Origin of the sequence: Vibrio methylphosphonaticus, assembly GCF_023634655.1 — a bacterium.
Classification (GTDB): domain Bacteria; phylum Pseudomonadota; class Gammaproteobacteria; order Enterobacterales; family Vibrionaceae; genus Vibrio; species Vibrio methylphosphonaticus.
This window is the reverse complement of sequence record NZ_JAMKMS010000008.1, coordinates 68,579-94,016: the sequence shown is the minus strand read 5'-3', so window position 1 is coordinate 94,016 and position 25,438 is coordinate 68,579. Positions and strand designations below refer to the sequence as shown.

The following is a 25,438-nucleotide window of genomic DNA, read 5'->3' as shown; positions in this document are numbered from 1 at the left end:
GGCTGGCGATGATTTTCGATGGGCGATCATAGCGGCAATAGTCTTAGTGAGACTTAATCTAGATTAAGATCACGTAAACTATTGCCCGAGAAAAGGAACAAAAATACGCTATGTAGAAATAGCAAAAGGGAAAATGAAAGCGAATCAGCGCAACTAGGTGTAGCGGCTAGAATCTAAATCCTAGTAAGAAGCTAACCGTTGTCGCGTCAACGCCTGTAGATTCTTGCTCACCTTCAATATTGAGTGTTTCTATGCCAGCAAAACTTGCGTGAATGTTGAAAACAAGACGCTCATTAATTGGGTATCCAAGCCCCAAAAACGGCATATATTTTCGTTCAGTCAGTTGATACAATTCTGTGCTTATTACCTCAGAACCCACCGTACCATACGCGTCAGCGCTCATGTCTAAAACCATCTGCGTCACGCCTAGTTTCAAAGACAACCCTTCCATCATCGTGTCAGAAAATTGATAACCTACGTAAAGTGTACCCTGCTGGCTAGAGCGCTTTTTGGTGTACGTGCCGCTACTAATTGGCGCTTCGTTAAAAGTACCTGTTTCATAATTATCGGTCGTGCTTAAATTAATCTGAGCGCCAAGTAAGTAATTGTCATAAACCAGACCCTCAATCCCCGCAGCAAAAGATTTATTGGTATCCACACCCGCATTAAACTGAAAGTTGTACGCACTAGCTGGCACGCTCATTATCAACAGGCTTAGCGGTAAGCTGAGTTTGCAAAAATTCACTTTTTAGTCCTTTAAACATTGGCAACCTACTACGAGAAGCCCATAAAAATTAGCGCATATAAAGTCAAATTATAGCGTACATTTAGCTATTAAAAGAACTACAAATATCAATTATCCGTATGAAACTACAACTGATTCTGTGCGTTTTCTTAATTATTCTCCCTCAGCCTTCGCGTTGTTGAAAAGCCGTTAGCAAGTAATCAATAAATACCTTTTTACGCTTAGGCATAAGCTTTCTTTCAGCATAGACAAGGCTCACTGACACCTCTGGCATTTTATAGTCAGGTAATAAACTGATGAGACGCCCAGCTTGAAGATGCTCACGGCAAATAAACTCCGGCAGTACTGCTATTCCTAAACCATCAATACACGCCGTCAAACAAGCACTGATCGTATTGACTCTCAATTGGTAAGGCAGATCAATTTGTACCGATTCGCCCCCTTTCAATTGTAAATGCCATTTAGGTAAACGTGCCGCTTTGTTAAACACTTCAATCATTTTATGTGGTGACGTCAAATCATGATGGGTTTCAACGAGACCAAACTGCGCTAAATATCTCGGACTCGCCACCAGTACACGCGACGAGGTGGTTAAGTAGCGAGACACCAAACTCGAATCAACCAACTCACCAATTTGAGCATAAAGATCAATCCCTTCTCCAATGACGTCTACTTCACGGTTAGTCAGCTCCAAGTTCATCGTGACATGAGGGTAGGTCTTTAAAAAATCGTGAATATAAGATGCAAGCACCTGATGACCTAATTCAACGGGTAACACCACATTCAACTTTCCACGCACTAAGTCTTGGCTCGCTGATACCTGTATCTCTGCTTGATTCATGATCTCAAGCATTTGAACGCTCGACTGATAAAACTGCTCGCCTTCCGGAGTCAGTAGCAAACTGCGTGTTGACCGTGTGATCAACCTCACACCTAAATACTCTTCGAGTTCAGCAAGTTTTCTACTTACTGTTGATTTAGTCATATTCAAAGCTTCAGCTGCATGAGTAAAGCTCCCACAATCAACCACTTGAGTAAATACACTCACGGTATTTAGATCCATAGAGCTTCTCCATATCACCAATTAGTAAGAATTTTGCAACAGTGTTTCTCTTTTTTCCCATCTTATCAATTAATGGCAATCATTTACAATTTGTTACACCTAACGTCCGAAACAATGAGTAACGCTATGACCAACAACACCCCGACTTCACCAGTAACCACCGCGAAAAAACGCAATAAAGCACCGCTGATTGCCACAGCGGTAATGCTATCACTGGGTTTACTAGGAAGTGGTTATTGGTTTGGTTACGGTCAGTACTTTGAATCAACAGATAACGCCTACCTACAGGGTGACATTACCAATATTAGCCCTAAGGTGTCTGGTTACATAGTGAAGTCCTACGTCACCGATAACCAACTTGTGAAAAAAGGCGATCTACTGGTTCAAATCGATGATCGTGATTATCAGGCGACACTCGATCAAGCCAACGCACATTTATCCGTCATCCAATCTAGCGTGAATAACCTGATCGCTCAGCAAACTCTACAACGCAGCCAAATCTCTCAAGCAGAAAGCCGCGTTGATTCTGCTCAAGCAGAGTACGACCGAGCATTGCAACAGTCGGCGCGCTCTCGTAGCCTTCATCAACGAAACTATGCCTCACAAGATGAAGTAGACAGCATGCTAGCACAGCAAAAAGTCGCCCTTGCCGTTTTAGAAGAAGCCAAAGCCAATGTGGTTGCCAGTAATGACCAAATGAGCGTCATCGCGAGTGAAATTGCCCAGGCAAAAGCCTCGGTAACCGAAGCGCAAGCACAGCAAGAGCAAGCACAACTCAATCTTGATTACACCAAAGTATACGCACCAACCGATGGCATTATTGGCAAGCGTAGCGTACGAGAAGGCTTACTTATTCAATCTGGTGCTCCGCTCATGAGCCTAGTGCCGAACAACAATGTTTGGATTGAAGCTAACTTTAAAGAAACACAACTCAATGGCATCCATAAAGGTCAAAGTGTCGAAGTCGAACTCGATGCGTTTCCAGGTCAGCCTCTTAAAGGGGTGGTCGATAGCTTTTCCCCTGCAACGGGTGCTAAATTTGCCCTCCTTCCACCAGAAAACGCGACCGGCAACTTTACCAAGATCGTGCAACGTGTTCCTGTGAAAATCATCATCACCGATCAACACCAATTACAAGACCGCTTATTACCCGGATTATCTGTTGTCGCCACGATTGACACTAGAGGCTAACCAATGAGCAGTACCGCGACTATCGCCTCGAGCAACCCAAGCGACAGCCAGAATAATGACGTTTCGACACGCCATTGGATCGCCCTGTTTGGCGGGCTAATTGGCGCTTTTATGGCTATTCTGGATATCCAAATCACCAATTCATCACTAAAAGATATTCAGGGGGCACTCTCCGCGACTCTGGACGAAAGCTCTTGGATTTCAACGTCCTACTTAGTCGCTGAAATGATCGCGATCCCGCTAAGTGGCTGGCTATCCAAAGCACTAGGCAAACGCCGATACCTAACGTGGACCACCACTATATTTACCTTGTCGTCATTGCTGTGCTCATTTTCATGGAATATGACCTCAATGATTGTATTTCGAGCCATGCAGGGCTTCAGTGGCGGCGCGTTAATCCCGCTGGCTTTCTCACTCGTCATTCAGTTACTGCCACTCAACAAACGAGCTGTAGGCATGGCGCTATTTGGCGTAACGGCCACCTTCGCCCCTTCCATTGGCCCCACTTTTGGGGGGTGGCTAACGGAAAATCTGTCATGGCACTACATCTTTTACATCAATATTCCACCAGCGCTACTCGTCATATCAATGATTCGTTACGGGCTCGATGATGAAAAACTCGACCTCGGTTCGCTTAAAAAAGCCGACTGGTTCGGGATTGTGACGATGGCTCTAGGCTTAGGCTGTTTAGAAGTGGTCCTAGAAGAAGGCAACCGAGAAGAATGGTTTAGCTCCGGATTCATTATTGGTTTAAGTATTATTTCCACCGTCAGCTTGGTCTACTTTGTGATTAATGAACTGCAACATAAAAAGCCATTGGTCAACTTGAGGCTACTTAAAGACAGTCAGTTTGCCATGTCTTGTTTAGCCTATTTAATTTTAGGAATGGCGCTGCTTGGTTCGATCTATGTATTACCAATGTATTTAACGCAGATTCAGCAATATAACGCGATGGAGATAGGAGAAGTCCTCATGTGGATGGGCTTTCCACAATTACTTATCTTTCCGCTGGTACCCAAGCTCACGCAGGTCATTAAACCGAAATACTTGGTGACGTTTGGCTTTGCTATGTTCGGATTTAGCTGTTACGTCAACACGCACATGACTGTGGATTTTGGCGGGCAACAACTGATTGTCTCCATGCTACTTCGCGCCATTGGCAGCCCATTTATTATGGTGCCGTTGTCTTTAGTCGCTATGAAAAATATCAGTAAGCTGGATACACCGGATGCCTCCACGTTAACCAATGTAATGCGAAACCTTGGCGGGGCATTTAGTATCGCCATTATAGCGACCTTGTTAGATAACAAAACCCGTGAGCACTTGGGGCACATCAAAGAATCTTTGCCAAGCGTAAGCCAACTGGGTTGGCAAACCCTGCACCAGCAGCAAGCCTTTTTTATGCAATCTGGCAGTGACGCAGCCACTGCAATGCACCAAGCTCAAGCGACTCTATTGGCGACGATGCAGCGCGATGCGGCAATCATGGCCTATAACGATGTATTCTTAATGATGACGGCATTTCTTGCCTTTGCTGCAGTACTTATTTTGAATATGAAAGATTAACGCCACCAAAAACGAACAAGGCGTTAGCGAACTCTACCTCGCTAACGCCCTAACATCGAATTATTGATAAAGAAGCGATGCAAACTGAGCGAGGACGCTTAGTTTGATGTTTCATCCGTATCGCAATCAGTGCAACTTTGCAGCGCAACCTCATGCTCAAAGACAACGACATCACTACCTTCTTCTAATAGCTCTGCGATTTCATCTGCGACTTCTTTCTCGTCATCCGCTTCAATTTGGCTTACCAGTTCTTCTGCTGAGTAACCGAAAAAATTCAATAATAAGTATTCACGAGCTTCGTCTTTAGTACACGTCACATTTACCGAAAGATCGGGGTCAACGCTATCTTGCGCAATAATCGATGCAATTTGCGCGATAACATCGTCTTTCATCGCAGCCGTTAACCAACCAAGATCAGTACTAACAATAGTTTTTTTACAGTTAAAACAAGGCAGTTGATGAAAGTAATATTCAAAATCAGTCATAGGTAATTTCTTCTTTAAGTGTTGTATTGCGAGATTATGCGCGTTTTCTAGAAAAATACTATCTCATTAAACATTGAATCACGTCATTCGGTTTATTCTGCATTCAGATTTTTGACCATCTTTCTTGCGACGTGCTGGAACACTTTCAATTCATCTTTAGATATACCATCTTTCATTTTTTCGAACATCGCCTCATCCACACCAGAAATTTTCGACATGATCGCCTGTCCCCCGTCAGTAACACGTAAACACTGGCTACGTTTATCCTCTGGATTAGGCTCTTTCATGATCAATTCTTGCTTAATCAAACTGCTTAGTAGACGTGTCACTTGCGCCTTATCTCTATCTAAAAAGTGCGCAATATCAATGGCGGTACAACGTGGTTTGTTAGTCACAATCTTAAGTACACGTACATGCATTGGGGCAATATCCAAGTCCAGTGCTTCGATTTGTTCCTGTACATTTCGCTTTAGACTGTGAACCAACTTGAACACGCTATCTAGCGATTTTCTATCCGACATACGATCATTCCTTAAATAATATAGTTGACACTATCAACCAAAAGACTATAGTTGACATTATCAACTTAATTGAATGTAATTTCAAGATTGGAGAACAAAATGAATACACAGACCGTGATGCTTCAGTCAGGCATTGAAGAGAAAAAAACACCCATGGTTCAAAAGATACTCGTTGTACTTAGCATGATAACCCTAATGGGCGGAACGCTGACGGGTGTGATGACTTATCTCAATTTAGGCTATACCGAAACGTTCTTTGCTGACTGGGTGAGCTCATTTCTTACCGCCGCGGTCACCATAATACCGCTGGGCTTAACCATGATGGTGTTAATGACAAAAGGTGCGGAAAAACTGCTGCCAAATATGACGATAAAAGCTCGCGACGCACTCGTGGGGATCATCATGGCCTGTGTTATGGAATCAGGCATGGCGTTTACTACTGCGCTGAACAACATTGGTTTAGACAACCGTACCGAGTTCTTCTCTGCATGGTTAGACGGACTGCTTGGCGCACTGCCCGTGGCGCTAGTGTTAATGCTCACTATTTCAATGACGATTAAACCTAAGATAGACAAATTCTTAAAAAATTAACGCCGAAACACATAATTAAACGATATAACGAGAGGATAACCGAGATGACTTCTACCATTAGAAAAGACAAACAATACCGTATCACTATTGAAGAAATAGGTAGCGATCCGAAGGCACCACAAACCCTTCAGTTTGAGTACCAAGATCGCGAAGATTTGTTCATGGTGATCGATAAACTAAAACAAGGCAGTGGCTTAGAGCCAAATACGGCGACCAAGGTTGGTGTTGCATTACGCTTACTTGGTCCAGTGATGATGCTTAACCGCAAACACCCGTTGTTCGCTGATTTTATGCCGCACTTCAAAAACTTCATGCAAAACCTAAAAAGTACGGTAAAAGAAACAATGACACAGTAATAACCTATCACCAATGAAACAGAGGGGCTGGAGTGCCCCCCGTTTTATTCTGTTCGCAATTAAAACCTCGGCCGTCATCCAATAAAGAAGATACATGATCGTTTGCACTGATGATTTATGAATTCACTTTGGGTCAATCGATAGCAATTAGAGAATCGAGAACGCCTAATCCACTGTGCACGCCTCCCTCAAGCGCATCACTAGGTTTACTTCTAACCAAATACCCTGCGTACCCATTATTTGATGACAACGGCTCACCTCGTCTATGAATAGTAAACATACCAATTTCACTAATCATATGTGGGACCGTCACGCATTCACCATCTTTTATAGTAGCCACCGGATTTGCACGGCTTTTAGGGTATAAACGCTCCATCAGTGCCCAAGCTGAGTAATCCTCTTCCGTGAGTTGCTTCAATTTAGCCTCTATATCACCGCCAAATAAACAGTGACCACCACCTTCCCCTTGGTTTTTCAGCACCCATTTTTCCGTTGATCCTGATGCTATTACATTCACAGAGTCTTTATCTACAGGGCGCATTTCACCCACAACCGACAAAAGCTGTTTGGACTCTTCGGGCGATAGACTAAATCGAGCCAATTCTGATTCCCCCATTTGAGTCAATAGCATTTGCACACGCTTACTCGCAGCCAAGTGCTGACTAACAGTGGCGCTTACCGCGACTTTATGTTTTTCGATAAAAACTCGTGTTTTCATCAATGATTCACAGCAAGATTGCTCATCAAGATCATGAGCAACGTAGTCTGAGCACTGATAACCCGCTCTAAAATATACGACATCAATGTGACCAATACCCTGTAAATGCAACCGATGGTCTTCGCCAGTTGACAGTTGGTCATGAAGCTCTCTAAACGTTCTCCTCACCGTTTTTACGCCCATTCGTCTTAATTCTGACTCAAGCAAGAACTGATCAAATATATTGTCTTCATCTTCTTGGATAACAGTTAGAAACACAGGTGTACGAGATTCACCACTTTCAAAGCATAATTCATGAGCAACCTGTGAAATGCCTGAAGCTAAGTTCTTAATGGCATTATTTTCAAGCAACTGTCCATGAGAAAAGGCGTTACGTATATCATCAAGTTGCGAATACTGTTCACGAACAAAATCATGCAATTGATGCACTTTTTGACCAAATGGCCCCATTCCTGCCGCAATACCATTAAATTCAATAATTTGAGGACCATTGACCTCATCATCCATAAAGTCGGTCCGAAGTATTAAAAGCGGTGTGCGTAACACCTCCGCACTCGGTGCATGAATGTCTTCATACATATTCAACAACGCTCGAAAAAACGGGTCACTTTGGGCAACAGGTTCAATGGATTGTTTGATGAAATCATAATCTTCTGATATTGAACTCAATAACTTACCAAACAATCCCACTGTCGATGTTAAGTGAGTAAAGAGTTCGCGCTTGATCGGAACCGGAGTCATGGTAAAGGGCACATGACGAGCTGTATTTTTCGACTGCTTAAACATTAGTTGCTCAAACATTGCTCTTTCAACCGTTTCTCTCACCACAAATTTAGGGATGGTTATGCTCATTAGGCACCTCTCAAGTAATTGAAATTCACAGCTACTGCAACGACCTGCCTTAAACAAAGCATAATCATTGGGTAAGTGCCCCACCTACGAAGATGCAGTATGAAGGCAATTATGTCGTGTTTCTTTTAGTAATGAATACACCGCTCAGAAGAAATCTTCTGAGCGGTGGTCGTGTCACCTTAACCAAAGATGAAGCTGTATAAGAACCCTGCACCAATCGCCATCGATAGGATAACGACTAAGAATGCAGCTATCATTTGGTTACGGAAAATAGCTTTAAGCAAGATAACTTCAGTAAGACTTGCCCCCGCGCTACCAATAATTAGCGCCATTACAGAACCAAGTGCCATACCTTTCTGAACCAGCGCCATACTTAACGGGATAACCGCTTCCGCTCGAATATACAATGGAATACCAATTACCGCAGCGATCGGGATGGCATACCATACATTGTCACCTGCGTATTCGGCGATAAGGTCAGTTGGAATAAACCCATAAATAAACGAACCGATAGCCACACCAATTAATAAGTATGGGAGAACTTGAACAAAATCAGCCCATGTCGTGGCCCAAATACGCGCCCAGCGACTTGGCGCTTTAACTGTTGTGTCTTTGGCTTTCTCTGTACCGCAACAAGAAGACTCTTCGATCGCGCTTGTTTGAGCTTCAGTACCACAGCAAGATGATGGTGCTTCAACAGGCTCTGATGTACAACATGACGTGCTCTCTTCCTTCTTCGGCTCAGAAGAACAACATGATGCAGCTTTAACAGAAGACTCGTACGCTTCAGGTTTAACATACTTCTCAAAACCAAGCTTCTCTAAAATGTACCCCGCCGTGACAGAGACACTCATAGCAATCGCAAAGTAAAACAGCGCGACTTTCCAACCAAATGTCACAACAAACAAGCCAATAATAATCGGGTTCAGAAGCGGACTCGCAAACAAGAACACCATCATTGGACCAAAACCTGCTCGCGCTCTTAACAGTCCTTTTAGAAAAGGAATCGTTGAACACGAACAAAATGGCGTAATAGAACCTAGGAACGCCGCGATGATGTAACCTTTGCCCTTCTTGGAGCTTAATATCGACTGAACTTTCTCAGGCGTCATGAAATCTTGAATAATACCAACGACGTAGCTGATAACGAGAAACAAGATAACTAATTCTGTCGCAAGAAAAGCAAACATGCCTAATGCTTCTTTTCCCATGTCTATAAATGTAGGACTCATAATTTTTTAACCCTTCATTTCGATTTTTCTGGAATTATAGACCTGAGAGGTAGCATGTCAACAGATATTTCGCAAAATGTCGAAATATCACCACTACGGTTAAGCGTAAGCGATGTAGAGGTTGAACGGTTGAACGGTTGAACGGTTGAACGGTTGAACGGTATTGTTGAGATATTCGATAACAAAAGGGAATGAAACACGAGAGCATAGTGCGAGGTATGCCATTAAACCCATACACTGCAATAAAAAACGCCGCTAACGCGGCGTTTTTTATTAGTCGTTGCTTTACTCTCAGAGAGTAGATTAACAGACGATTACTTTGGCAAGTTATCCAGCGCCTTTGCCATCGTCATCAAACGGTCCAAAATACGTTCACCGTCTACCCCAATCCCGTTGTGCTCATATTCATTAGTAATCCAAGCTTTTGATAATGGAAGCTCAGCCAACGTTTCTCGGCTGTAATTTAGCTCTACATACATGTCATCCGCATAGACCGCACAAGCGACGGGGACGGTATTCTGGCTCAGTATTTCAGCGTTATATAATTCACACCAATCTTCTTTCTTTGCCAATAAGTGGGCGGCGTCACGCAATGGCTTTAAGGTTTCTAATTGATCAAACATCCATGGGTAAACCATTTCACCAGTAAACCAAAATGTTTGTCCCGACTGATAATTAAATACCGAGTACTTATCGCGGACTCGATGGGCAGACCAATTAGATGCCGTCCCTTGGCAGTAGATCGACTCATGCAAAATCGCATAGATAGGGTTGGTAAGATAAGCTTGCTCTTGCTGCATCTGATTCAAAAAGCTGTAGCTCAACTGCTTCTGCCCTGCCACTTGTATAAAGGCACTCTCCAACATCAAATACAGTGGCATATTGGCGCCACCACGCCCCAGATTAATACCAATCAATTGAAACTGCTCAACGGTAAATTGCTGACCATTTGGTAATATCACGTCATTTTCAAGCAAGTACTGCGCAATATCGCAACACATCGATTGAGCCTTAGGGAATTGAGCAAAAAACGCCTTATTCTTGTCGGTTACTCGTTGATAGGTTGCGTGATACACGTCATCGGCATGGCGTGAAATGGACGGGATCCCACCGGTCACATAGCAACGCAGTAAACTTTGTGGAAACAGGGACAAATACGTTAGCGTACAAAACCCGCCAAAACTTTGCCCTAACGTTGCCCACTGTTTAACGCCAAACTGCTCACGAATTGCTTCTGCGTCTCGAACAATATTGTCGGCACGAAAATGTGACAAGTAATGAGCTTGTTGCTCTGCGCTAAGGTGCGCTAAGGATTCTTGATTAATCACAGAACTATTGCCTGTACCACGTTGGTCTAGCAATAACACTCGGTATTCTTGTAGCGCACGTTTCAACCACCCCGACTCGCCACCTGCGCGAGGCGAAGGAAAACCCGGTCCACCTTGAAAATACACCAGCCAAGGAAGATCTTGACAGTCTTTACCCAAATCAACAAGTTCACGAGCAAAGACTTGGATCTGCTCACCGCCCTCATCTTGATAACTTAACGGCAGGGTAAAAGTATGCTGGCGATACAGCGTGGTTCCATCAATAAAGCTCGATTGCACGTCACTTTCCTTTTTATCACGTCGTGTGTTTGTGGCTGCCTGGTAAACTAAAGCAACACTTAGCCAAAAATATTACCATTAATTTTGCAGGAAAGGGGGAAGCGAATGTTGTAAGACATTGCAGAGATGAGAGGGTTAACCCACCCAACAGATGGAATACACGGCGGGGCTATCAATAAAAGGAGAGGCGGCGTACTTTGGCAATTCAGGACATAGCCCTGATGGAAAAGAAGCAAAACAAGCCGTGGTTAGCTTCTTTAATACCTATAGGAAAATGAGCAAATCCCCCCATACCTGCATCAATTGGTATAGGGGAAAACCGTGGTAAATAACCCCATTACGAATGACGAGCTTCCACCTGATCCGCTTTATTAAACGCTTCATGAGTCGCAAGTTGCTTGGCATAGCGCTCTAGATTTGTAAAATGCACTATCGAGCCATTGTTCACCAAGTTTTCAACGATAAACGACATCATGATGTCAGCGCCTGTTAAGCGATCGCCAACCAAGTAGGTTTTTCCTGATAAGCTTTGATCGAAGTAGCTCAGCACCTTCAACGTTTCTGCGTCGGCATAGTCAGCTAAGAAGTTGGTTTTGCAGCCGTCTTTAGTAACAAACAGCTTTAACAGTAACGGCAGCATGGCGGAGCTTTCGGCAAAATGTAGCCATTGCGAATACTCAGTATATTCACGCGTGCCGCGCTTTGGCGCTAAGGCACCCTGACCATATGTATCAATTAAATATTCAGTAATTGCACCCGATTCGGTGACAATCAACCCATCGTCTTGTAGCACCGGAGACTTACCCAGTGGGTGAATACTTTTAAGCTCAGGCGGTGCCAAAAATGTCACACTGTCTCTTTGGTATGGCTTAACTTGGTACTCCACACCCAACTCTTCGAGTAACCAGATAATGCGTTTAGAACGTGACTTATTTAAATGATGGAGCGTAATCATAAAATATCCCTGTGTCTGTTTCGGCGTTTTTCACGGTAATATCATGCCTCATACTGGTGATTCCGAATACGAGGCGTTTGATATCTGTGTTATTTCGGTTGATTAACTTGAATCACTAACTTCCCAAAATTTTTGCCTTCAAGTAGTCCCATAAAGGCTTCAGGCGCTTGCTCTAGTCCATCGACAAGGTGTTCACGATATTGCATTTTCCCTTCTGCTAGCCACGCCGTCATATCTTGAGCAAACTCATTGTAACGATGAGCGTAGTCGTCAAAGATAATAAAGCCCTGCATCTTAATTCGCTTAACAAGCAGTGCCCCCATCAACGCTGACATGCGATCCGGCCCTTCTGGCAGTGAGGTCGCGTTGTATTGAGACACTAACCCACACAGCGGGACACGTGCTGCGGTATTCAATAGCGGCAATACCGCATCAAACACTTTACCGCCTACGTTTTCAAAATACACATCAATGCCTTTGTCACACGCCGCCGCCAGTTGCTCAGCAAAGTCTTCCGCTTTATGGTCGAGACACTCATCAAAGCCAAGGACTTCTTTTGCGTAACGGCATTTTTCTTCGCCCCCCGCCACACCAACAACGCGACACCCTTTCAGCTTACCGATTTGTCCAACCGTTGCGCCTACCGGACCGGTCGCCGCCGCCACAACTAAGGTTTCACCCGCCTTCGGTGCGCCAATATCAAGCAGTCCCATATAAGCGGTAAAACCAGGCATACCCATGATGCCTAATGCAAACGAAGGGTGCGTCGGATTTTGACCTAACTTAATGAGACCTTCACCATTTGATACACCGTAATCTTGCCAACCTGTATAAGCGAGTACCCACTCACCCACTCGAAAATCAGGGTTATTGGATTGCTCAACCTGACACACTGTCGCCCCAACCATTACATCATCAATCTCTACCGGATCTGCGTATGATTTTGCTGCGCTCATGCGCCCACGCATGTACGGGTCAAGTGACAAATAGATACTGCGAAGTAGCATTTCATTGTCACCGATGCTTGGGGTATCCGCATTCTCAATTCTAAAATCGTTTTGCGTCGGTGCGCCAACAGGACGAGAAGCCAATACAACACGGCGGTTAGTCACTTGAGTCATTATGTTATTCCTTTATGTCAGGTTAAGTCGATCTGGCTCATAGAATTAGACCAGTCGTCTAGTGTGCATATCTAAAAATCCCGCCTTATTACTGCCCCTCCATCATCTGGAGAACACAGCCCGTTAGGCGGGTAATGTATAGGGGTTAAACCAAAAGCTGTTTGGTCGTAATAAACGCTTGCTCTAACCCTAGTTGATCTTGAGTAAGTTTGCTCATTAAGCTTGCGCCAAGCCAAAGTTGATAGATAACCTGCGCGGTATTTTTGCTATCAACCACGTTAATCGAGCCATCTTCAGTGCCTTCTTGCAAGCACTTGGCGATCGCTGCCACGACACGATTAGCGCCAAACAATAAGGCCTCTCGCATGGGTGTCGAGAGATCGGACACCTCTGCGCTGAGTTTGACCACTAAGCACTTGTGGGCATTGCAGCTACCACCTTCAACGCTTAGCCAACGGCCAAAGTAAGCTAACACGCGATCAAGCCCACTGCCTTCCCCCAATTCTAGAATGCTATTGATGCGTTCTAAATACTGTTGGAAATAGTCTTCAATTAACGCTTCGCCAAATTGTTCCTTCGATTTGAAGTAGTGATAAAACGAACCTTTCGGCACATCAGCGGTTTTGAGTAGTTCAGACAAGCCAACACTGGTAAAGCCTTTCGTTACCACTAATTGGTAACCGACATCCAAAATATGCTGGCGTGTATCGTTGGTTTTTATGTTCATGAGGCTAGCCTATTATAAAATAGACCAGTCGTCTAGTTTATGGTGCGGTGTGTGCGATAATTTATCGATACGTTAATCACGCTTATCTTGCATACAAGCTAAACTCAACATGAAAAGGCCTCGCGTTTGGAAAGCGAAGGACATAAAAAAGGTAAGGCTAAGTGCCTTACCTTAATCAACAAAATGCGGTTATTACAATGTGGTTATTACTTTGTTAAGTCAGCCCAGCGTTTGTAAATTTCAATCGCAAATTCTTCATCAAAAAAGTTAAGCGAAAAGGTTTGGTGATTCACATCATAGCCCACAAGCATATGTTGATTTTCAATCGACTTAAACATCACCGTATCGGTATCATCACCTAATTCAGTCAACTTAATGACCACCGCACCTTCACCGTTTATTTCATAAGATACCGTTCCAAACACTTCGTCAAATTTGCCATTCTCTTGGTTGAAATCAGTAAGAGTAGCCTTCTCTGTGCCGTACTCAATCTTAACCATCATCGGGTCAGGTGACTTGTTATCGGATTCATCAACAAGGAAGTAATGCGTCTTGTTGACCAGTTCATCGTCACTAAAACGACCATCTTTAATCAATGGTTCTTGTGCCGTCACACCTAAATCGCGATCACCGATTGGCACACCTAACGCGATATCATTAGAGACGTAAATGAACTGATCAGTCTCACTTTCGTCATGGGCTCGCACTTCCACTTGATCACCTGATATTGTGTACTCGCCAGTAAAATCAAGGGCACCGTCTTCTTTGTATTGCTTGACTACGCCGTCTTCATACAAAAACGTTTGTACACCTTCATCGTCACCTACGAAATATGCAAAATTCAAGCTCGCCCCATACACAGGTGCAGGCTCTCCTTCTACTTTATGCTCTAAAAAGTCCTCGAGTGAACTTACGCGTGGAACATCTTCAGCGATAGGGTTGCCACCATCGTCGTTTTTGATATTGACCGTTATATCACTGAAATCTATATTAGGATCTTGCCCTTCAAGTTGCTCGACTAATACTTTTGTCGCCTTAGCCACACTAAGCAATGACTCACTCTGATCCACATCGTCCTGATACATAAGCTGACTTGCAAGAGTACGTGCGTATAGGTGCACTTTAGCATTGCCGTTATCTACATCTACGTAGTCTTGAGTGAGGGCCTCAACCTCCACGCCCAACTCGGCAGCAATATCGGCTAAATCGGTCACATCACTCATAGCGGACATCGTTGAGAATGGCGTGATATTAGTTTCACCTTCCGCCGCGCTCATCGAGTAACTTCTTGGGCTAACCCCCACGGTATCGCTGTCTGAAGACACGCCACCTACCACATGCGCCGTCACCAAGTACCCTTTATATTGATTAGGTAAGGTGAATACCCCGTTTGAATTGGTTGTTGTTGAATAAACACACGCAGCCTCTGAACGTGGCTCTTTTACGGGTTCTTTTACACAAATCATCGCATTATTAATATACCCATCAATGACGGTGTATTTCTCACCATCAACAATAACACCCGGTGATTCAGACTCACTGCCACAGCCAGCTAATAGTAGAGTGGAAATTGACAACGCCAAGTAAGATATTTTTTTCATTTTCTGCCTTAAATATTTCTTTGTGAATTTAACGTCAATATTTTGCAAGAAAAAACAATATTTTAAAAATAACAAACACAAACAGAAACAATAAGTTACAAATAACTCCATGAAATATATTATTCAATTTAATTACAGATCAATATGGTATCTTATTAGTTAGGTTTCTATACCATATAAATGAACTAGAATTAAGATAGTATACTAAAGAATATTAATATAGCGTGGTGATAATTGAGTGTTTATATTACCCACCATAACGTTATAATCCCGTATTTTGACAATAAGCTGTGGCTATTCTTGTCTTATTCAGAAAACAGTAAAGAAGAGACCGCAGCTAGAAGCTTTACGTCTTGTTAGCGATATAACATTGTCACGGCTGGTTCATGTCGCTACTGGTTCATGTCACGACCATATCACTACTCTATCACCACGCATCTTTCCATGTATGATGACAGAATAGTGATATGGTCATTTTCAACAAATGAAAGAAAAGCAAAAAAAAGACTGTACAAAAAGTAAACAATCTATACTATAGCGCTCAGTTGTTCAGAGAGTTATTAAATGCAGCATCGAGTACAAGTAAAACTTCCACTACTAAACCCTGGTTTTGTAGTTAGGCGTTTCCCTTTTATTTAAGCGTAACATGATATAATTCAACCAATTAACATGCCATAATGGCTCGTTGATATTGAACTTTTCTTAAATCAAATGAATAAGGGGCATCACATGTCTAACACAACAACTGGTACAGTAAAATGGTTCAACGAAACTAAAGGTTTCGGTTTTCTAACTCAAGATAACGGTGGCGATGATGTATTCGTACATTTCCGTGCTATCGCATCTGAAGGTTTCAAAACACTAAACGAAGGCCAAAAAGTGTCTTTCGAAGTAGAGCAAGGTCAAAAAGGCCTGCAAGCTAACAACGTTGTTGCTATCTAATTAGCCACAACGAGCGTTCGCTTCAATGAATGCTCAAACGAATTAGTGAAAGGTCGCCGTTGGCGGCCTTTTTTGTGTCTGTTGTATTTTTTATGATGTCTCTTTTATGACATATCTTTTGTGAACGTTATATAAGTCTGATTCGCAGAATACGAGACCTAAGTTGATTGATAACGCAACGAGAGTAGGCAACCCTTACTCCCGCCACGCTTCGCTCTATCCCTAACCCATTTCCTGTAATCGAATCAAGCCTGAAGCCTCATCACTCTACTGGTTGGCTTGTTCATGGTGCTTTGTTAACTGCTTGTGCAAGCTGTCTTTAAGCGCCATTCGCTTCACTTTAAGGATATGCATATTTTCATCGTCGATTGGGCTACCAGAAATTTCTAGCTGGCGAATATCATAATCAAGCTGATGGTACTGTTGAAGGTCAGCTTTAAATGTCGGGTCATCATGGTTAAGTTGAACAATGTCGAGTTTGAGTTCTGGAAAATCTAAAATAAAAGCATGATTTTCATTGAGCATTGGCATTCCCTCTTCCGGCTAATTATTTATGAGTATAGAAGTTCTCAGCGCGCAGAAATGTGTCTTAAAACGCAAAGCCAAACATTATTCGACCGTTGATTTACTGTTCCGCTTCACTCAATGCAAATTGAATCTCTTCCGAGGAGTACCCCTTACGGCTCAACATGCCATAGGCTTTACTGCGTTCTTTACGATTGGTTAGATCGTAAGCTTTCTTCTCTAACTGCTCTAAGCATTGCTGAAAGAAATCAATCTGTTCCGACTCAGTTAAACGATTGACCACCATCTCTAGATCGGAAATATCAATCTTTCTTTGCCTCAGCTCTTGGCGAATCACAATCAGTCCTTTGCCTTTGCGTGCCAGCTTTAAGATCTCTTTCTCGATGTCGGCTTTTTGAGCCTTAATCTCCAACTTAGATTGAAGTTGACCCGAATCGGCGTGTTGGTTAACCGCTTCTTTCACCTGAGCAAAACTAAAGCCGCGATTTTGCAAGGTAGTGAACAATTTCTCTTTGCTCATCGTGAATGCTTGATAATAGTGGTTTACCCTATCATTCAAAATCGTTTGTTCATCAATGGCTTTGTCTGCTTTTACCACATCGATACATTCCAAAATAAGCGCGTCTGGCAACCCTTTAACCTTCAATTTCTTAACGATATAACCGGACCCATACTCCCCCATAAATGCTCGCTCAATAAATTGCAGCGCAAAATCTTTGTCTGACTTTAAATAGCCAAAGTCTTGCAGCTTGGCCATTGTGTCTGCGATCCATTCTTCATTGTCTGTTTTGACTCGCAACTTACTCAGTAACTCGCTTTGCGTCATGTCTTGGCGACCAAGGTGCCACAAGGCTGAATTCATCACGCTTTCAATTCGCGTTGCTTTTTTTATTGGGTTTCGATCGTTACTCAAATTTAATCATCCTAGTTATCCATTTCGCTCAATGAAGATCAATCTAGGTCGTGTCACCACAACCCTTCACCCAACTTAGCGTAAGATACCCAATAGTCATAACTAAAACGCTTTTCTTTACCCCAAAAATGAAAAAGGCAGCCTGAAGGCTGCCTTTTAAAATCAAATACGCTAACAATTATGCTTTTTGAAGGTCACGTGCTGGGTAAGTCAGCGTCGCGCCATCCACTTTAACGTGAACGTAGTGACCGCCAGCGCTTGTGCCAACTACTACCATTTGACCCAAATCCACACCTTTCGTTGCTACTACTAGATCATCAATTGCGAACATGTATACACCTTGAAATAAACAAATAAAAAATGAACAACATTTATGCGCGCATTAAACCAGACCAGTACCCTGTGGACTAATCAGATTATTTGTCGTTTCGATTAAAGAATCTTATTTCGTGGTGGATCGTTTATTCTCGATTGATCTCTGCCTTGAAAGTTAAGCTGGCTGAGTAAAACGGCGCTTTCTAACGCTCTAAGTAGCGGTTACATCACTCATCATTAAACCATCAAAGATTGGCTACTTTTCACCCCGCACCCTTGAATTACAAGTTGCGTTAAAAATGATGCCGCTTGCTCATAATCCTCATCGCTGAGCGTCGGCTTATCCATCACACTGCCGATTTGCCAGCTGAAATCGGCGTAGGTTTGTGTGGCTGCCCAGATGGTGAACATTAGATGATGAGGGGGAACACGCTCCATTAGCCCTTGTTCAGACCAGGCTGTAAATTTATTGATGATCATCTGAGATTGTTTGAAAAGCTGCTCTCGAATGCCCTCTGGCAGCACTTTTGCGCCAGACATCACTTCGCTAGCAAATACACGTGAAGCGTGTGAGTGGTCGCGTGAAATCGTCAACTTAGTTCGAATATATTGGCTTAATGCTTCAACAGGGTTATCTAACTCTTCAATGGGGCGAGAAGCTTCCAACAAAGGTTTAGTCACGGTTTCTAATACCGCACAATACAATTTGTCTTTAGAACTGAAATAATAGAAAACATTGGGCTTAGGAATGTCAGCCGCTTTGGCAATATCGGCCATCGTGGTTGCGGCATAGCCATGCGTGGCAAACTGCTCACTGGCAACTTCGATGATCAAGTCCTGATTCTTTCGTCTTATCCGTGACATTGCTTTTCCTGCATACCGACTATTCGTGTTTCATGGTAATGATTTAGTAACAGAAATCCAAGAGATATAAAAAGCATCCTAGACATCAACGCACAAAATAATTTGGTATTACAACTATCTAGCACCGATTCTAACTAGAGAATATACCCCCTAAATTAGGGTGAGGGAAAAAATCCCGCTACGACTCAAATCAATGCCTGTTGACGTAAATGCCTTTGCTATAAAGACGTTTCACTATTGATTGAGCAGGAACGGGAACGCGTATAAAAGGAGACGAAACTACGCGATTGAAACCCTTATACTCAAACTCTACTAAGAAATAAGGGCGCGTGCGGAACTGATGTATCATTACCCTCAACGACGAATATCATGCTCAGAGCGCTGCTCTATCGCCTTAATCAGCGCGGAGTGATCCCACTCTTGTCCTCCCATCGCGGCACATTCATCAAATAACGTTAATGCAGTCTGGGTATTGGGAAGCGCAACTTGCAGCTCTTCCGCCCCGGTCAAAGCAAGGTTAAGGTCTTTTTGGTGCAGCGCAATCTTAAAGCCCGGGCTAAAGGTGCCTTCCACCATACGCTCGCCATGCACCTCTAATATTTTTGAGCTTGCAAAGCCACCGAGTAGGGCTTGACGTACCCGTGCGGGATCTGCGCCGGCTTTAGACGCAAACACCAAGGCTTCAGACACCGCTTCAATATTAAGTGCGACGATAATTTGGTTGGCAACTTTACAGGTTTGACCCGCTCCATTATCTCCAACTAAGGTAATGTTTTTCCCCATCACTTCAAATAATGGACGGGCGGCATCAAATGCGGCTTGGTCGCCACCAACCATAATACTTAGCGTACCGTTGATGGCGCCTACTTCCCCGCCAGATACTGGCGCATCGAGATATTGAGCACCGCTTTCCTTCACGCGTTTAGCAATGGACTTGGTTGCCATCGGCGAGATGGAACTCATATCTATCACCAGTTTTTCATCACGGCTTTGAGCCAGACCCTGCTCTACGCCATTGTCGTCAAACAACACGGCTTCTACTTGCGGTGTGTTTGGCACCATAATGATGACGACATCAGCCAGTAATGTCGCTTCTTTTGGCGAATGACAGACTTGAGCACCTGCGGCAACGAGCTCTGCGGGCGGTGCATTAAAGTGATCAGAAAAAATCAATTTGTACCCTGCTTTTTGCAGATTTTCTGCCATGGGTTTACCCATGATCCCTGTACCAATAAATGCCACTTTCATCATTTGTTCTCCTTAACGTTGTCGTCGTTTAATGCAACCTAGCGGTACTCATTTAACCAATTTAAGCCTGCTTGAGTCGTGGTTTGTGGCTTATATTCACAGCCAACCCAACCTTGATAGCCAATGTCATCGAGATAATTAAGCAAGTAGGTATAATTAATTTCACCGGTACCCGGCTCGTGTCGACCCGGGTTATCAGCAAGTTGTATGTGTGCGATCTGCGCGAGGTTTTTTTGTATTGTCGGGGCTAAATCGCCCTCCATGATCTGCATGTGATAGATGTCGTATTGCAGATGCAAATTATCACTGCCGACCTGCTCAATAATGTCGTTAGCTTGCTCGGTGGTATTGAGGAAAAAGCCTGGGATGTCTCGTGTATTTATCGCCTCAATGACCAGAACGATGCCCTGCACTTCCAATGCTTGGGCGGCAAAACGCAAATTACGAATAAAAGTGCTTCTCGCTTGTTCTTCCGATACACCATTAGGCACAATACCGGCAAGACAGTTCACCTGTTTGCAGCCAAGCGCCTTGGCATATTCTATCGCCAGTGGTACACCCGCCTGAAATTCGTTTTCTCTGTTTGGATCAACCGCTATCCCTCTCTCCCCCGCGTCCCAATCACCCGCGGGTAAATTAAACAGCACTTGTTCTAAGTTATGTTGGTCAAGCTGTTGTTTAATCTCCTTGGCCGACTCCCCATAAGGAAAGAGGTACTCCACCCCGTCAAACCCCGCATCTGACGCGGCAGAGAACCGCGCCATGAAGTCCAATTCGGTAAATAACATCGATAAGTTTGCAGCAAATTTAGCCATTGTCTGTTCCTTAATGTCTTAGTTTCTTAGTGCGTTAACGCAATCCAATGCAATATCACTGATGACGAGGTAATGCGGTAGGCGCATCCGTTATCGATTCAGATAGGGCTTCAAATTCATTAATGGCATTAATTTCCACTCCCATCGCAATGTTCGTCACACGCTCTAAGATGACTTCAACAACAACGGGGACTCGGTGAGTTTTCATTAATTCTTGCGCTTGCAAGAAAGCGGCTTGCATCTGTTCGGGATCAGTGACTCGAATGGCTTTACAACCTAAGCCTTGTACTACGGTTACATGATCAACGCCGTAGCCATTAAGCTCGGGAGCATTTTGGTTCTCAAAAGCCAGTTGGACACAGTAATCAATATCGAATTGTCGCTGCGCTTGACGAATCAGCCCTAAATACGAGTTATTCACCAACACATGGATGTATGGCAAATTAAACTGCGCCCCTACGGCGAGCTCTTCCATCATAAATTGGAAATCATAATCCCCTGATATCGCCACAACGTCGCGTGTTGGATCTGCCGCTTTAACACCTAGCGCGGCAGGTGCTGTCCAGCCTAAAGGTCCCGCTTGACCGCAGTTAATCCAATGACGTGGTTTATAAACATGAAGAAACTGCGTCGCAGCTATCTGCGACAAACCGATGGTACTGACGTAGCAGGTGTCACGACCAAACACCTTATTCATCTCTTCATAAACTCGCATGGGTTTGATGGGGACTTCGGTGTAATGCGTTTTCCGTAACATGGTGGCTTTACGCTGCTGGCACTCACTTACCCATTGATTTCGATCTGGCAGCCTTCCTGCATCGCGCCATTCGCGTGCCACTTCAACCATCATTTCCAACGCGGCTTTGGCATCAGAAACAATACCGAGGTCAGGGCAAAAGACTCGCCCTATTTGAGTGGGTTCAATATCAACATGCACAAACTTTCTACCCTCGGTATAGACATCAACTGATCCGGTATGACGGTTGGCAAAGCGGTTACCCACACCGAAAACAAAGTCTGAGGCTAACATGGTTTCATTGCCGTAGCGGTGGGCGGTTTGCAAACCCACCATGCCCGCCATTAGTTCATGATCGTCTGGGATAGATCCCCACCCCATGAGCGTAGGTATGACCGGTACCCCAGTAATTTCAGCAAACTGTTGTAGCAACTCTGAAGCGCCCGCATTGATAACACCACCTCCAGACACAATCAGCGGGTTGGATGACGCACACATCATTTCCATTGCTTTTTCAATCTGTGGACGAGTGGCCACCGGTTTATAAGGTGTCAGTGGTTCATAGGTGTCGATATCAAATTCAATTTCAGCTAACTGCACGTCTAATGGCAAGTCAATTAATACTGGTCCTGGTCTACCTGAACGCATTAAGTGAAATGCCTGCTGAAAAGCGCGGGGAACTTGCGCAGGCTCCAACACAGTAGTTGCCCACTTAGTGACGGGTTTCGCGATCGATTCAATATCAACCGCCTGAAAATCTTCTTTATGCAGACGCGCGCGTTGCGCTTGTCCGGTAATGCACAAAATAGGTATAGAGTCTGCCGACGCGGAGTACAGTCCGGTAATCATATCGGTGCCCGCGGGACCAGATGTACCAATACAAACACCAATATTACCTTGTTCAGTTCGCGTATAGCCCTCTGCCATATGAGACGCTCCCTCAACATGCCGCGCCAAAATATGCTCAATCCCGCCAAGTTTATTCATGGCAGCGTACATAGGGTTGATTGCCGCTCCCGGTACACCAAAGGCGATGGTTACCCCTTCTCTTCTTAATACTTCTACCGCCGCTTCAATAGCTTTCATCTTCGCCATGTTACTCTCCAATTCAGATTGTATACAATTTAATATTGTTTTGTGTACTATGAATCATATTGGAGATATCGCAAGTCAAAAATCTACATTTTTGCAACATAGAGCATTGGCACTAAGTGATCACTAACCACACAAGCCCTTACCCACATAGCTTTACATTAACTATCTTTATATAAAAATAATTTTCCTACATTTTTAATGAAAAATAATTGTTAAATACCCTTTGATTGTTCACACAAATTAAAATATAAGTAGATTAATTAATGTACTTTTGTATACAAAATCAAAAGACATTGTTTAAAGGAGACGAGTAATGACAATAAATAACGTGAAGGAAGAAACAACGATGCACAGTATCCAAGTGGTGGGTACGACTTTACCGCAAGGATACCAAGACATTTTATCCGATGGCGCGCTGTGCTTCTTATCCTCGTTAGTCGATAAATTTGGCCAACGACGTGATGCCCTACTTGGACAACGTGAAACCATGCAAGCGCAATATGATCAAGGCGTCACGCCTGATTTTCGCTCGGATACTAAAGCTATTCGTGATGATAAAACGTGGCAAATCACTCCACCACCTCAGGAGCTGCTTGATCGGCGTGTTGAAATTACCGGCCCCGTTGAGCGAAAAATGGTTATCAATGCTCTCAACTCTGGTGCCAAAGTCTTTATGTGTTGTTTTGAAGATGCGTCGTCACCAACATGGGAAAATATGGTTGAAGGACAAATCAATCTGCGCGACGCCAACTTGGGCACGATCAATTATTACGATCAAGCTAAAGCAAAGAATTACACATTAGACACCAAACCGGCGTTACTTATTGCTCGCCCTCGTGGTCTCCACTTACCCGAAAAGTCCATTCGGTTTGAGCAGCGAGCTATTCCTGGCTGCCTGATGGATTTTGCTTTGTATTTTTTCCATAACTACCAAACTCGCGCAGCAAAAGGACAAGGTGTGTATTACTACCTTCCTAAACTAGAGACCATGGAAGAAGCTCAGTGGTGGGATGACATATTTTGCTTCACTGAACGTTATTTTAATGTCCCCACGGGCACCATTCGCGCCACCGTGCTCATAGAAACATTGCCAGCCGTATTCCAAATGGATGAAATCCTCTATGTCATGCGACACCATATTGTGGCAATGAACTGTGGGCGCTGGGACTACATATTTAGCTACATCAAAACCTTAAAAAACCACGCCGACAAAATCCTACCAGACCGACATGGCATCGGTATGGATCAAGCCTTTCTTAAAGCCTACAGCCAATTATTAGTTCGAACTTGCCACGCGCGAGGCGCACTTGCTATGGGAGGCATGTCTGCATTTATCCCATCAAAAGACCCCCAAGAAATGGCGACAGTGACGCGCAAGGTTATTGACGACAAACAACGTGAAGTGCTCAATGGCCATGATGGTACTTGGGTGGCGCACCCTGCATTGGTTGATTTAGCCATGTCGACTTTTAACGAACATCTTAAGGGGCAGCCAAATCAAATCCATTTCCCTAGCCCTACACATACCATTGATGCCAAGCAATTACTCACCCCTTGCACAGGCACTCGAGATGAGGCAGGGGTCAGAAAAAATATTCGCATTGCGTTGTACTACATTGAAGCTTGGATTCAAGGGCATGGCTGCGTGCCGATATACGGATTAATGGAAGATGCCGCCACCGCTGAAATTTCAAGAGCCAACCTTTGGCAATGGATCCACCATGCAATAGCGCTAGATGATGGACAAGTGTTCACTCAAGCACTCTTCCATCGCTGGCTCTATGAAGAACTGCACACTATCAAACAGGAAGTTGGCGAGACACGCTATGCTGCTGGTCGTTTTGTTGAAACAGCTGACCTTTTTTATGAACTATCAACGGCAAAGACATTCGCTAACTTCCTGACCCTTCCAAGCTATCAACTGCTGTAGGAGCCAACCGCTTTAATGATCAAACGCTCGACACTCCACGTTAGTGACCATTAAAGCGATTCGAAAAGTAGGCATGCAATGCAGGAACTGCTTCATGCCACTTTCTTGATGCCATCTTTCAATAGTGAGTAGCACCACGATAAACGCGATAAAACTAGGAGATTGACATGGGAAGTTTAACGCTTAAGCAAGCACTGACCATTACAGATGGCGCTTTCGGCGCAGGAGAAGAAAGCCACAGTGCACCACTCACGGTCGCGGTTCTCGACAGTGGTGGAAAACTCATTACCCTGCAGCGACAAGATGGCTCAAGTATGATGCGACCTGACATAGCGATTGCTAAAGCTTGGGGAGCGCTAGCGCTTGGTTGCTCCTCCAGAAAATTGGCACAAGATGCCGATTCCAGGCCAGCCTTTATTTCAGCTATTAACGTGCTCGCGCATGGCAATATGGTACCCGTGCCTGGCGGGTTATTGATTCGAGATGCGGAAAAAACGGTGGTTGGGGCAATAGGCGTCAGTGGCGACTTATCCGATCTCGATGAGAGTTGTGCCTTAACTGGCATCGACTATGCCAATTTATATTGTGATGAACGGCCGAGTTAAATCACGGTTATGGTTCAATAAAGAAAAAGGTGCTCATCGAGCACCTTTTTATGCAAATTGACTGACCTGTCAATGTACAAGCAATAGATTCACATTTTTACCGTGGCTAAATTGTTAAT

The 25,438-nt window shown here is 44.0% G+C and carries 25 protein-coding genes; 7 read left to right on the top strand and 18 right to left on the bottom strand.

The features are described from left to right. Positions 1-166 precede the first annotated feature (166 nt). A complete protein-coding gene (locus M9196_RS11295) occupies positions 167-745 on the bottom strand; it encodes a hypothetical protein (protein ID WP_250617652.1) in 579 nt (192 codons plus the stop codon). Between the two features lie 163 nt (positions 746-908). Continuing rightward, the gene (locus M9196_RS11290; protein WP_250617651.1) at positions 909-1,808 is read right to left on the bottom strand and encodes a LysR family transcriptional regulator; all 900 of its coding nucleotides are present in this window, start codon (positions 1,806-1,808) and stop codon (positions 909-911) included. A gap of 126 nt (positions 1,809-1,934) precedes the next feature. Between M9196_RS11290 and M9196_RS11285 the strand changes: the two genes are divergently transcribed. Both M9196_RS11285 and M9196_RS11280 read left to right on the top strand, forming a co-directional pair. Next, positions 1,935-2,999 (top strand): HlyD family secretion protein, encoded by a 1,065-nt coding sequence (locus M9196_RS11285; protein WP_250617650.1) that lies wholly within the window; start codon positions 1,935-1,937, stop codon positions 2,997-2,999. A 3-nt stretch (positions 3,000-3,002) separates the two neighbouring features. Then, positions 3,003-4,565, top strand: a complete 1,563-nt coding sequence (locus M9196_RS11280; RefSeq protein ID WP_250617649.1) for a DHA2 family efflux MFS transporter permease subunit — start codon at positions 3,003-3,005, stop codon at positions 4,563-4,565. Positions 4,566-4,663: 98 nt separating this feature from the next. On the opposite strand, the gene M9196_RS11275 is transcribed toward M9196_RS11280, so the two are convergent. After that, a complete protein-coding gene (locus M9196_RS11275; protein ID WP_250617648.1) occupies positions 4,664-5,050 on the bottom strand; it encodes a hypothetical protein in 387 nt (128 codons plus the stop codon). Between the two features lie 92 nt (positions 5,051-5,142). Then, positions 5,143-5,571, bottom strand: coding sequence for a MarR family winged helix-turn-helix transcriptional regulator (locus tag M9196_RS11270; protein ID WP_250617647.1), 429 nt, complete (start codon positions 5,569-5,571; stop codon positions 5,143-5,145). Positions 5,572-5,670: 99 nt separating this feature from the next. Between M9196_RS11270 and M9196_RS11265 the strand changes: the two genes are divergently transcribed. Both M9196_RS11265 and M9196_RS11260 read left to right on the top strand, forming a co-directional pair. Beyond that, positions 5,671-6,162, top strand: a complete 492-nt coding sequence (locus tag M9196_RS11265; protein WP_250617646.1) for a DUF2798 domain-containing protein — start codon at positions 5,671-5,673, stop codon at positions 6,160-6,162. 44 nt (positions 6,163-6,206) lie between these two features. Then, positions 6,207-6,518 (top strand): DUF3861 domain-containing protein, encoded by a 312-nt coding sequence (locus tag M9196_RS11260; protein ID WP_250617645.1) that lies wholly within the window; start codon positions 6,207-6,209, stop codon positions 6,516-6,518. A 133-nt stretch (positions 6,519-6,651) separates the two neighbouring features. On the opposite strand, the gene M9196_RS11255 is transcribed toward M9196_RS11260, so the two are convergent. The 7 genes from M9196_RS11255 to M9196_RS11225 all read right to left on the bottom strand — a co-directional run bounded on the left by M9196_RS11255 (position 6,652) and on the right by M9196_RS11225 (position 15,331). Beyond that, the gene (locus M9196_RS11255) at positions 6,652-8,088 is read right to left on the bottom strand and encodes a glutathione synthetase (RefSeq protein WP_250617644.1); all 1,437 of its coding nucleotides are present in this window, start codon (positions 8,086-8,088) and stop codon (positions 6,652-6,654) included. Positions 8,089-8,267: 179 nt separating this feature from the next. Next, positions 8,268-9,320, bottom strand: a complete 1,053-nt coding sequence (locus tag M9196_RS11250) for a permease (RefSeq protein WP_250617643.1) — start codon at positions 9,318-9,320, stop codon at positions 8,268-8,270. Positions 9,321-9,634: 314 nt separating this feature from the next. Next, the gene (locus M9196_RS11245; protein WP_250617642.1) at positions 9,635-10,927 is read right to left on the bottom strand and encodes an alpha/beta fold hydrolase; all 1,293 of its coding nucleotides are present in this window, start codon (positions 10,925-10,927) and stop codon (positions 9,635-9,637) included. A gap of 337 nt (positions 10,928-11,264) precedes the next feature. After that, on the bottom strand, positions 11,265-11,882 hold the full coding sequence (locus M9196_RS11240; RefSeq protein WP_250617641.1) for a glutathione S-transferase family protein: 618 nt from the start codon (positions 11,880-11,882) through the stop codon (positions 11,265-11,267). 89 nt (positions 11,883-11,971) lie between these two features. Further along, positions 11,972-13,003, bottom strand: a complete 1,032-nt coding sequence (locus M9196_RS11235; RefSeq protein ID WP_250617640.1) for an NADP-dependent oxidoreductase — start codon at positions 13,001-13,003, stop codon at positions 11,972-11,974. Between the two features lie 145 nt (positions 13,004-13,148). Continuing rightward, entirely contained in the window at positions 13,149-13,730 is a 582-nt protein-coding gene (locus M9196_RS11230; protein WP_250617639.1) for a TetR/AcrR family transcriptional regulator, read from the bottom strand. Positions 13,731-13,936: 206 nt separating this feature from the next. After that, positions 13,937-15,331, bottom strand: coding sequence for a hypothetical protein (locus M9196_RS11225; protein ID WP_250617638.1), 1,395 nt, complete (start codon positions 15,329-15,331; stop codon positions 13,937-13,939). Positions 15,332-16,060: 729 nt separating this feature from the next. Here M9196_RS11225 and cspE point away from each other — a divergent pair. Continuing rightward, positions 16,061-16,273 (top strand): transcription antiterminator/RNA stability regulator CspE, encoded by a 213-nt coding sequence (gene cspE / locus M9196_RS11220; protein WP_102468934.1) that lies wholly within the window; start codon positions 16,061-16,063, stop codon positions 16,271-16,273. 267 nt (positions 16,274-16,540) lie between these two features. On the opposite strand, the gene M9196_RS11215 is transcribed toward cspE, so the two are convergent. The 7 genes from M9196_RS11215 to gcl all read right to left on the bottom strand — a co-directional run bounded on the left by M9196_RS11215 (position 16,541) and on the right by gcl (position 22,784). Next, complete coding sequence (locus tag M9196_RS11215) at positions 16,541-16,798, bottom strand: YdcH family protein (RefSeq protein ID WP_250617637.1); 258 nt, start codon at positions 16,796-16,798, stop codon at positions 16,541-16,543. A gap of 100 nt (positions 16,799-16,898) precedes the next feature. Further along, entirely contained in the window at positions 16,899-17,660 is a 762-nt protein-coding gene (locus M9196_RS11210) for a regulatory protein RecX (RefSeq protein ID WP_250617754.1), read from the bottom strand. Between the two features lie 229 nt (positions 17,661-17,889). Further along, complete coding sequence (locus tag M9196_RS11205; protein WP_250617636.1) at positions 17,890-18,042, bottom strand: hypothetical protein; 153 nt, start codon at positions 18,040-18,042, stop codon at positions 17,890-17,892. A 221-nt stretch (positions 18,043-18,263) separates the two neighbouring features. After that, a complete protein-coding gene (locus M9196_RS11200; RefSeq protein WP_250617635.1) occupies positions 18,264-18,890 on the bottom strand; it encodes a TetR/AcrR family transcriptional regulator in 627 nt (208 codons plus the stop codon). Positions 18,891-19,244: 354 nt separating this feature from the next. Next, a complete protein-coding gene (locus M9196_RS11195; protein WP_250617634.1) occupies positions 19,245-20,141 on the bottom strand; it encodes a 2-hydroxy-3-oxopropionate reductase in 897 nt (298 codons plus the stop codon). A 35-nt stretch (positions 20,142-20,176) separates the two neighbouring features. Further along, on the bottom strand, positions 20,177-20,953 hold the full coding sequence (gene hyi, locus M9196_RS11190; protein WP_250617633.1) for a hydroxypyruvate isomerase: 777 nt from the start codon (positions 20,951-20,953) through the stop codon (positions 20,177-20,179). A gap of 55 nt (positions 20,954-21,008) precedes the next feature. Further along, positions 21,009-22,784 carry a glyoxylate carboligase gene (gcl, locus tag M9196_RS11185; RefSeq protein ID WP_250617632.1) on the bottom strand — a complete coding sequence of 592 codons (1,776 nt, stop codon included), beginning with the start codon at positions 22,782-22,784 and terminating at the stop codon, positions 21,009-21,011. Positions 22,785-23,097: 313 nt separating this feature from the next. On the opposite strand from gcl, the gene aceB reads away from it, so the two are divergent. Beyond that, positions 23,098-24,714 carry a malate synthase A gene (aceB, locus tag M9196_RS11180; protein ID WP_250617631.1) on the top strand — a complete coding sequence of 539 codons (1,617 nt, stop codon included), beginning with the start codon at positions 23,098-23,100 and terminating at the stop codon, positions 24,712-24,714. Positions 24,715-24,881: 167 nt separating this feature from the next. Then, positions 24,882-25,319: a GlcG/HbpS family heme-binding protein gene (locus M9196_RS11175; protein WP_250617630.1), complete on the top strand. Its 438-nt coding sequence runs from the start codon at positions 24,882-24,884 to the stop codon at positions 25,317-25,319. The last annotated feature ends 119 nt before the right edge of the window (positions 25,320-25,438 follow it).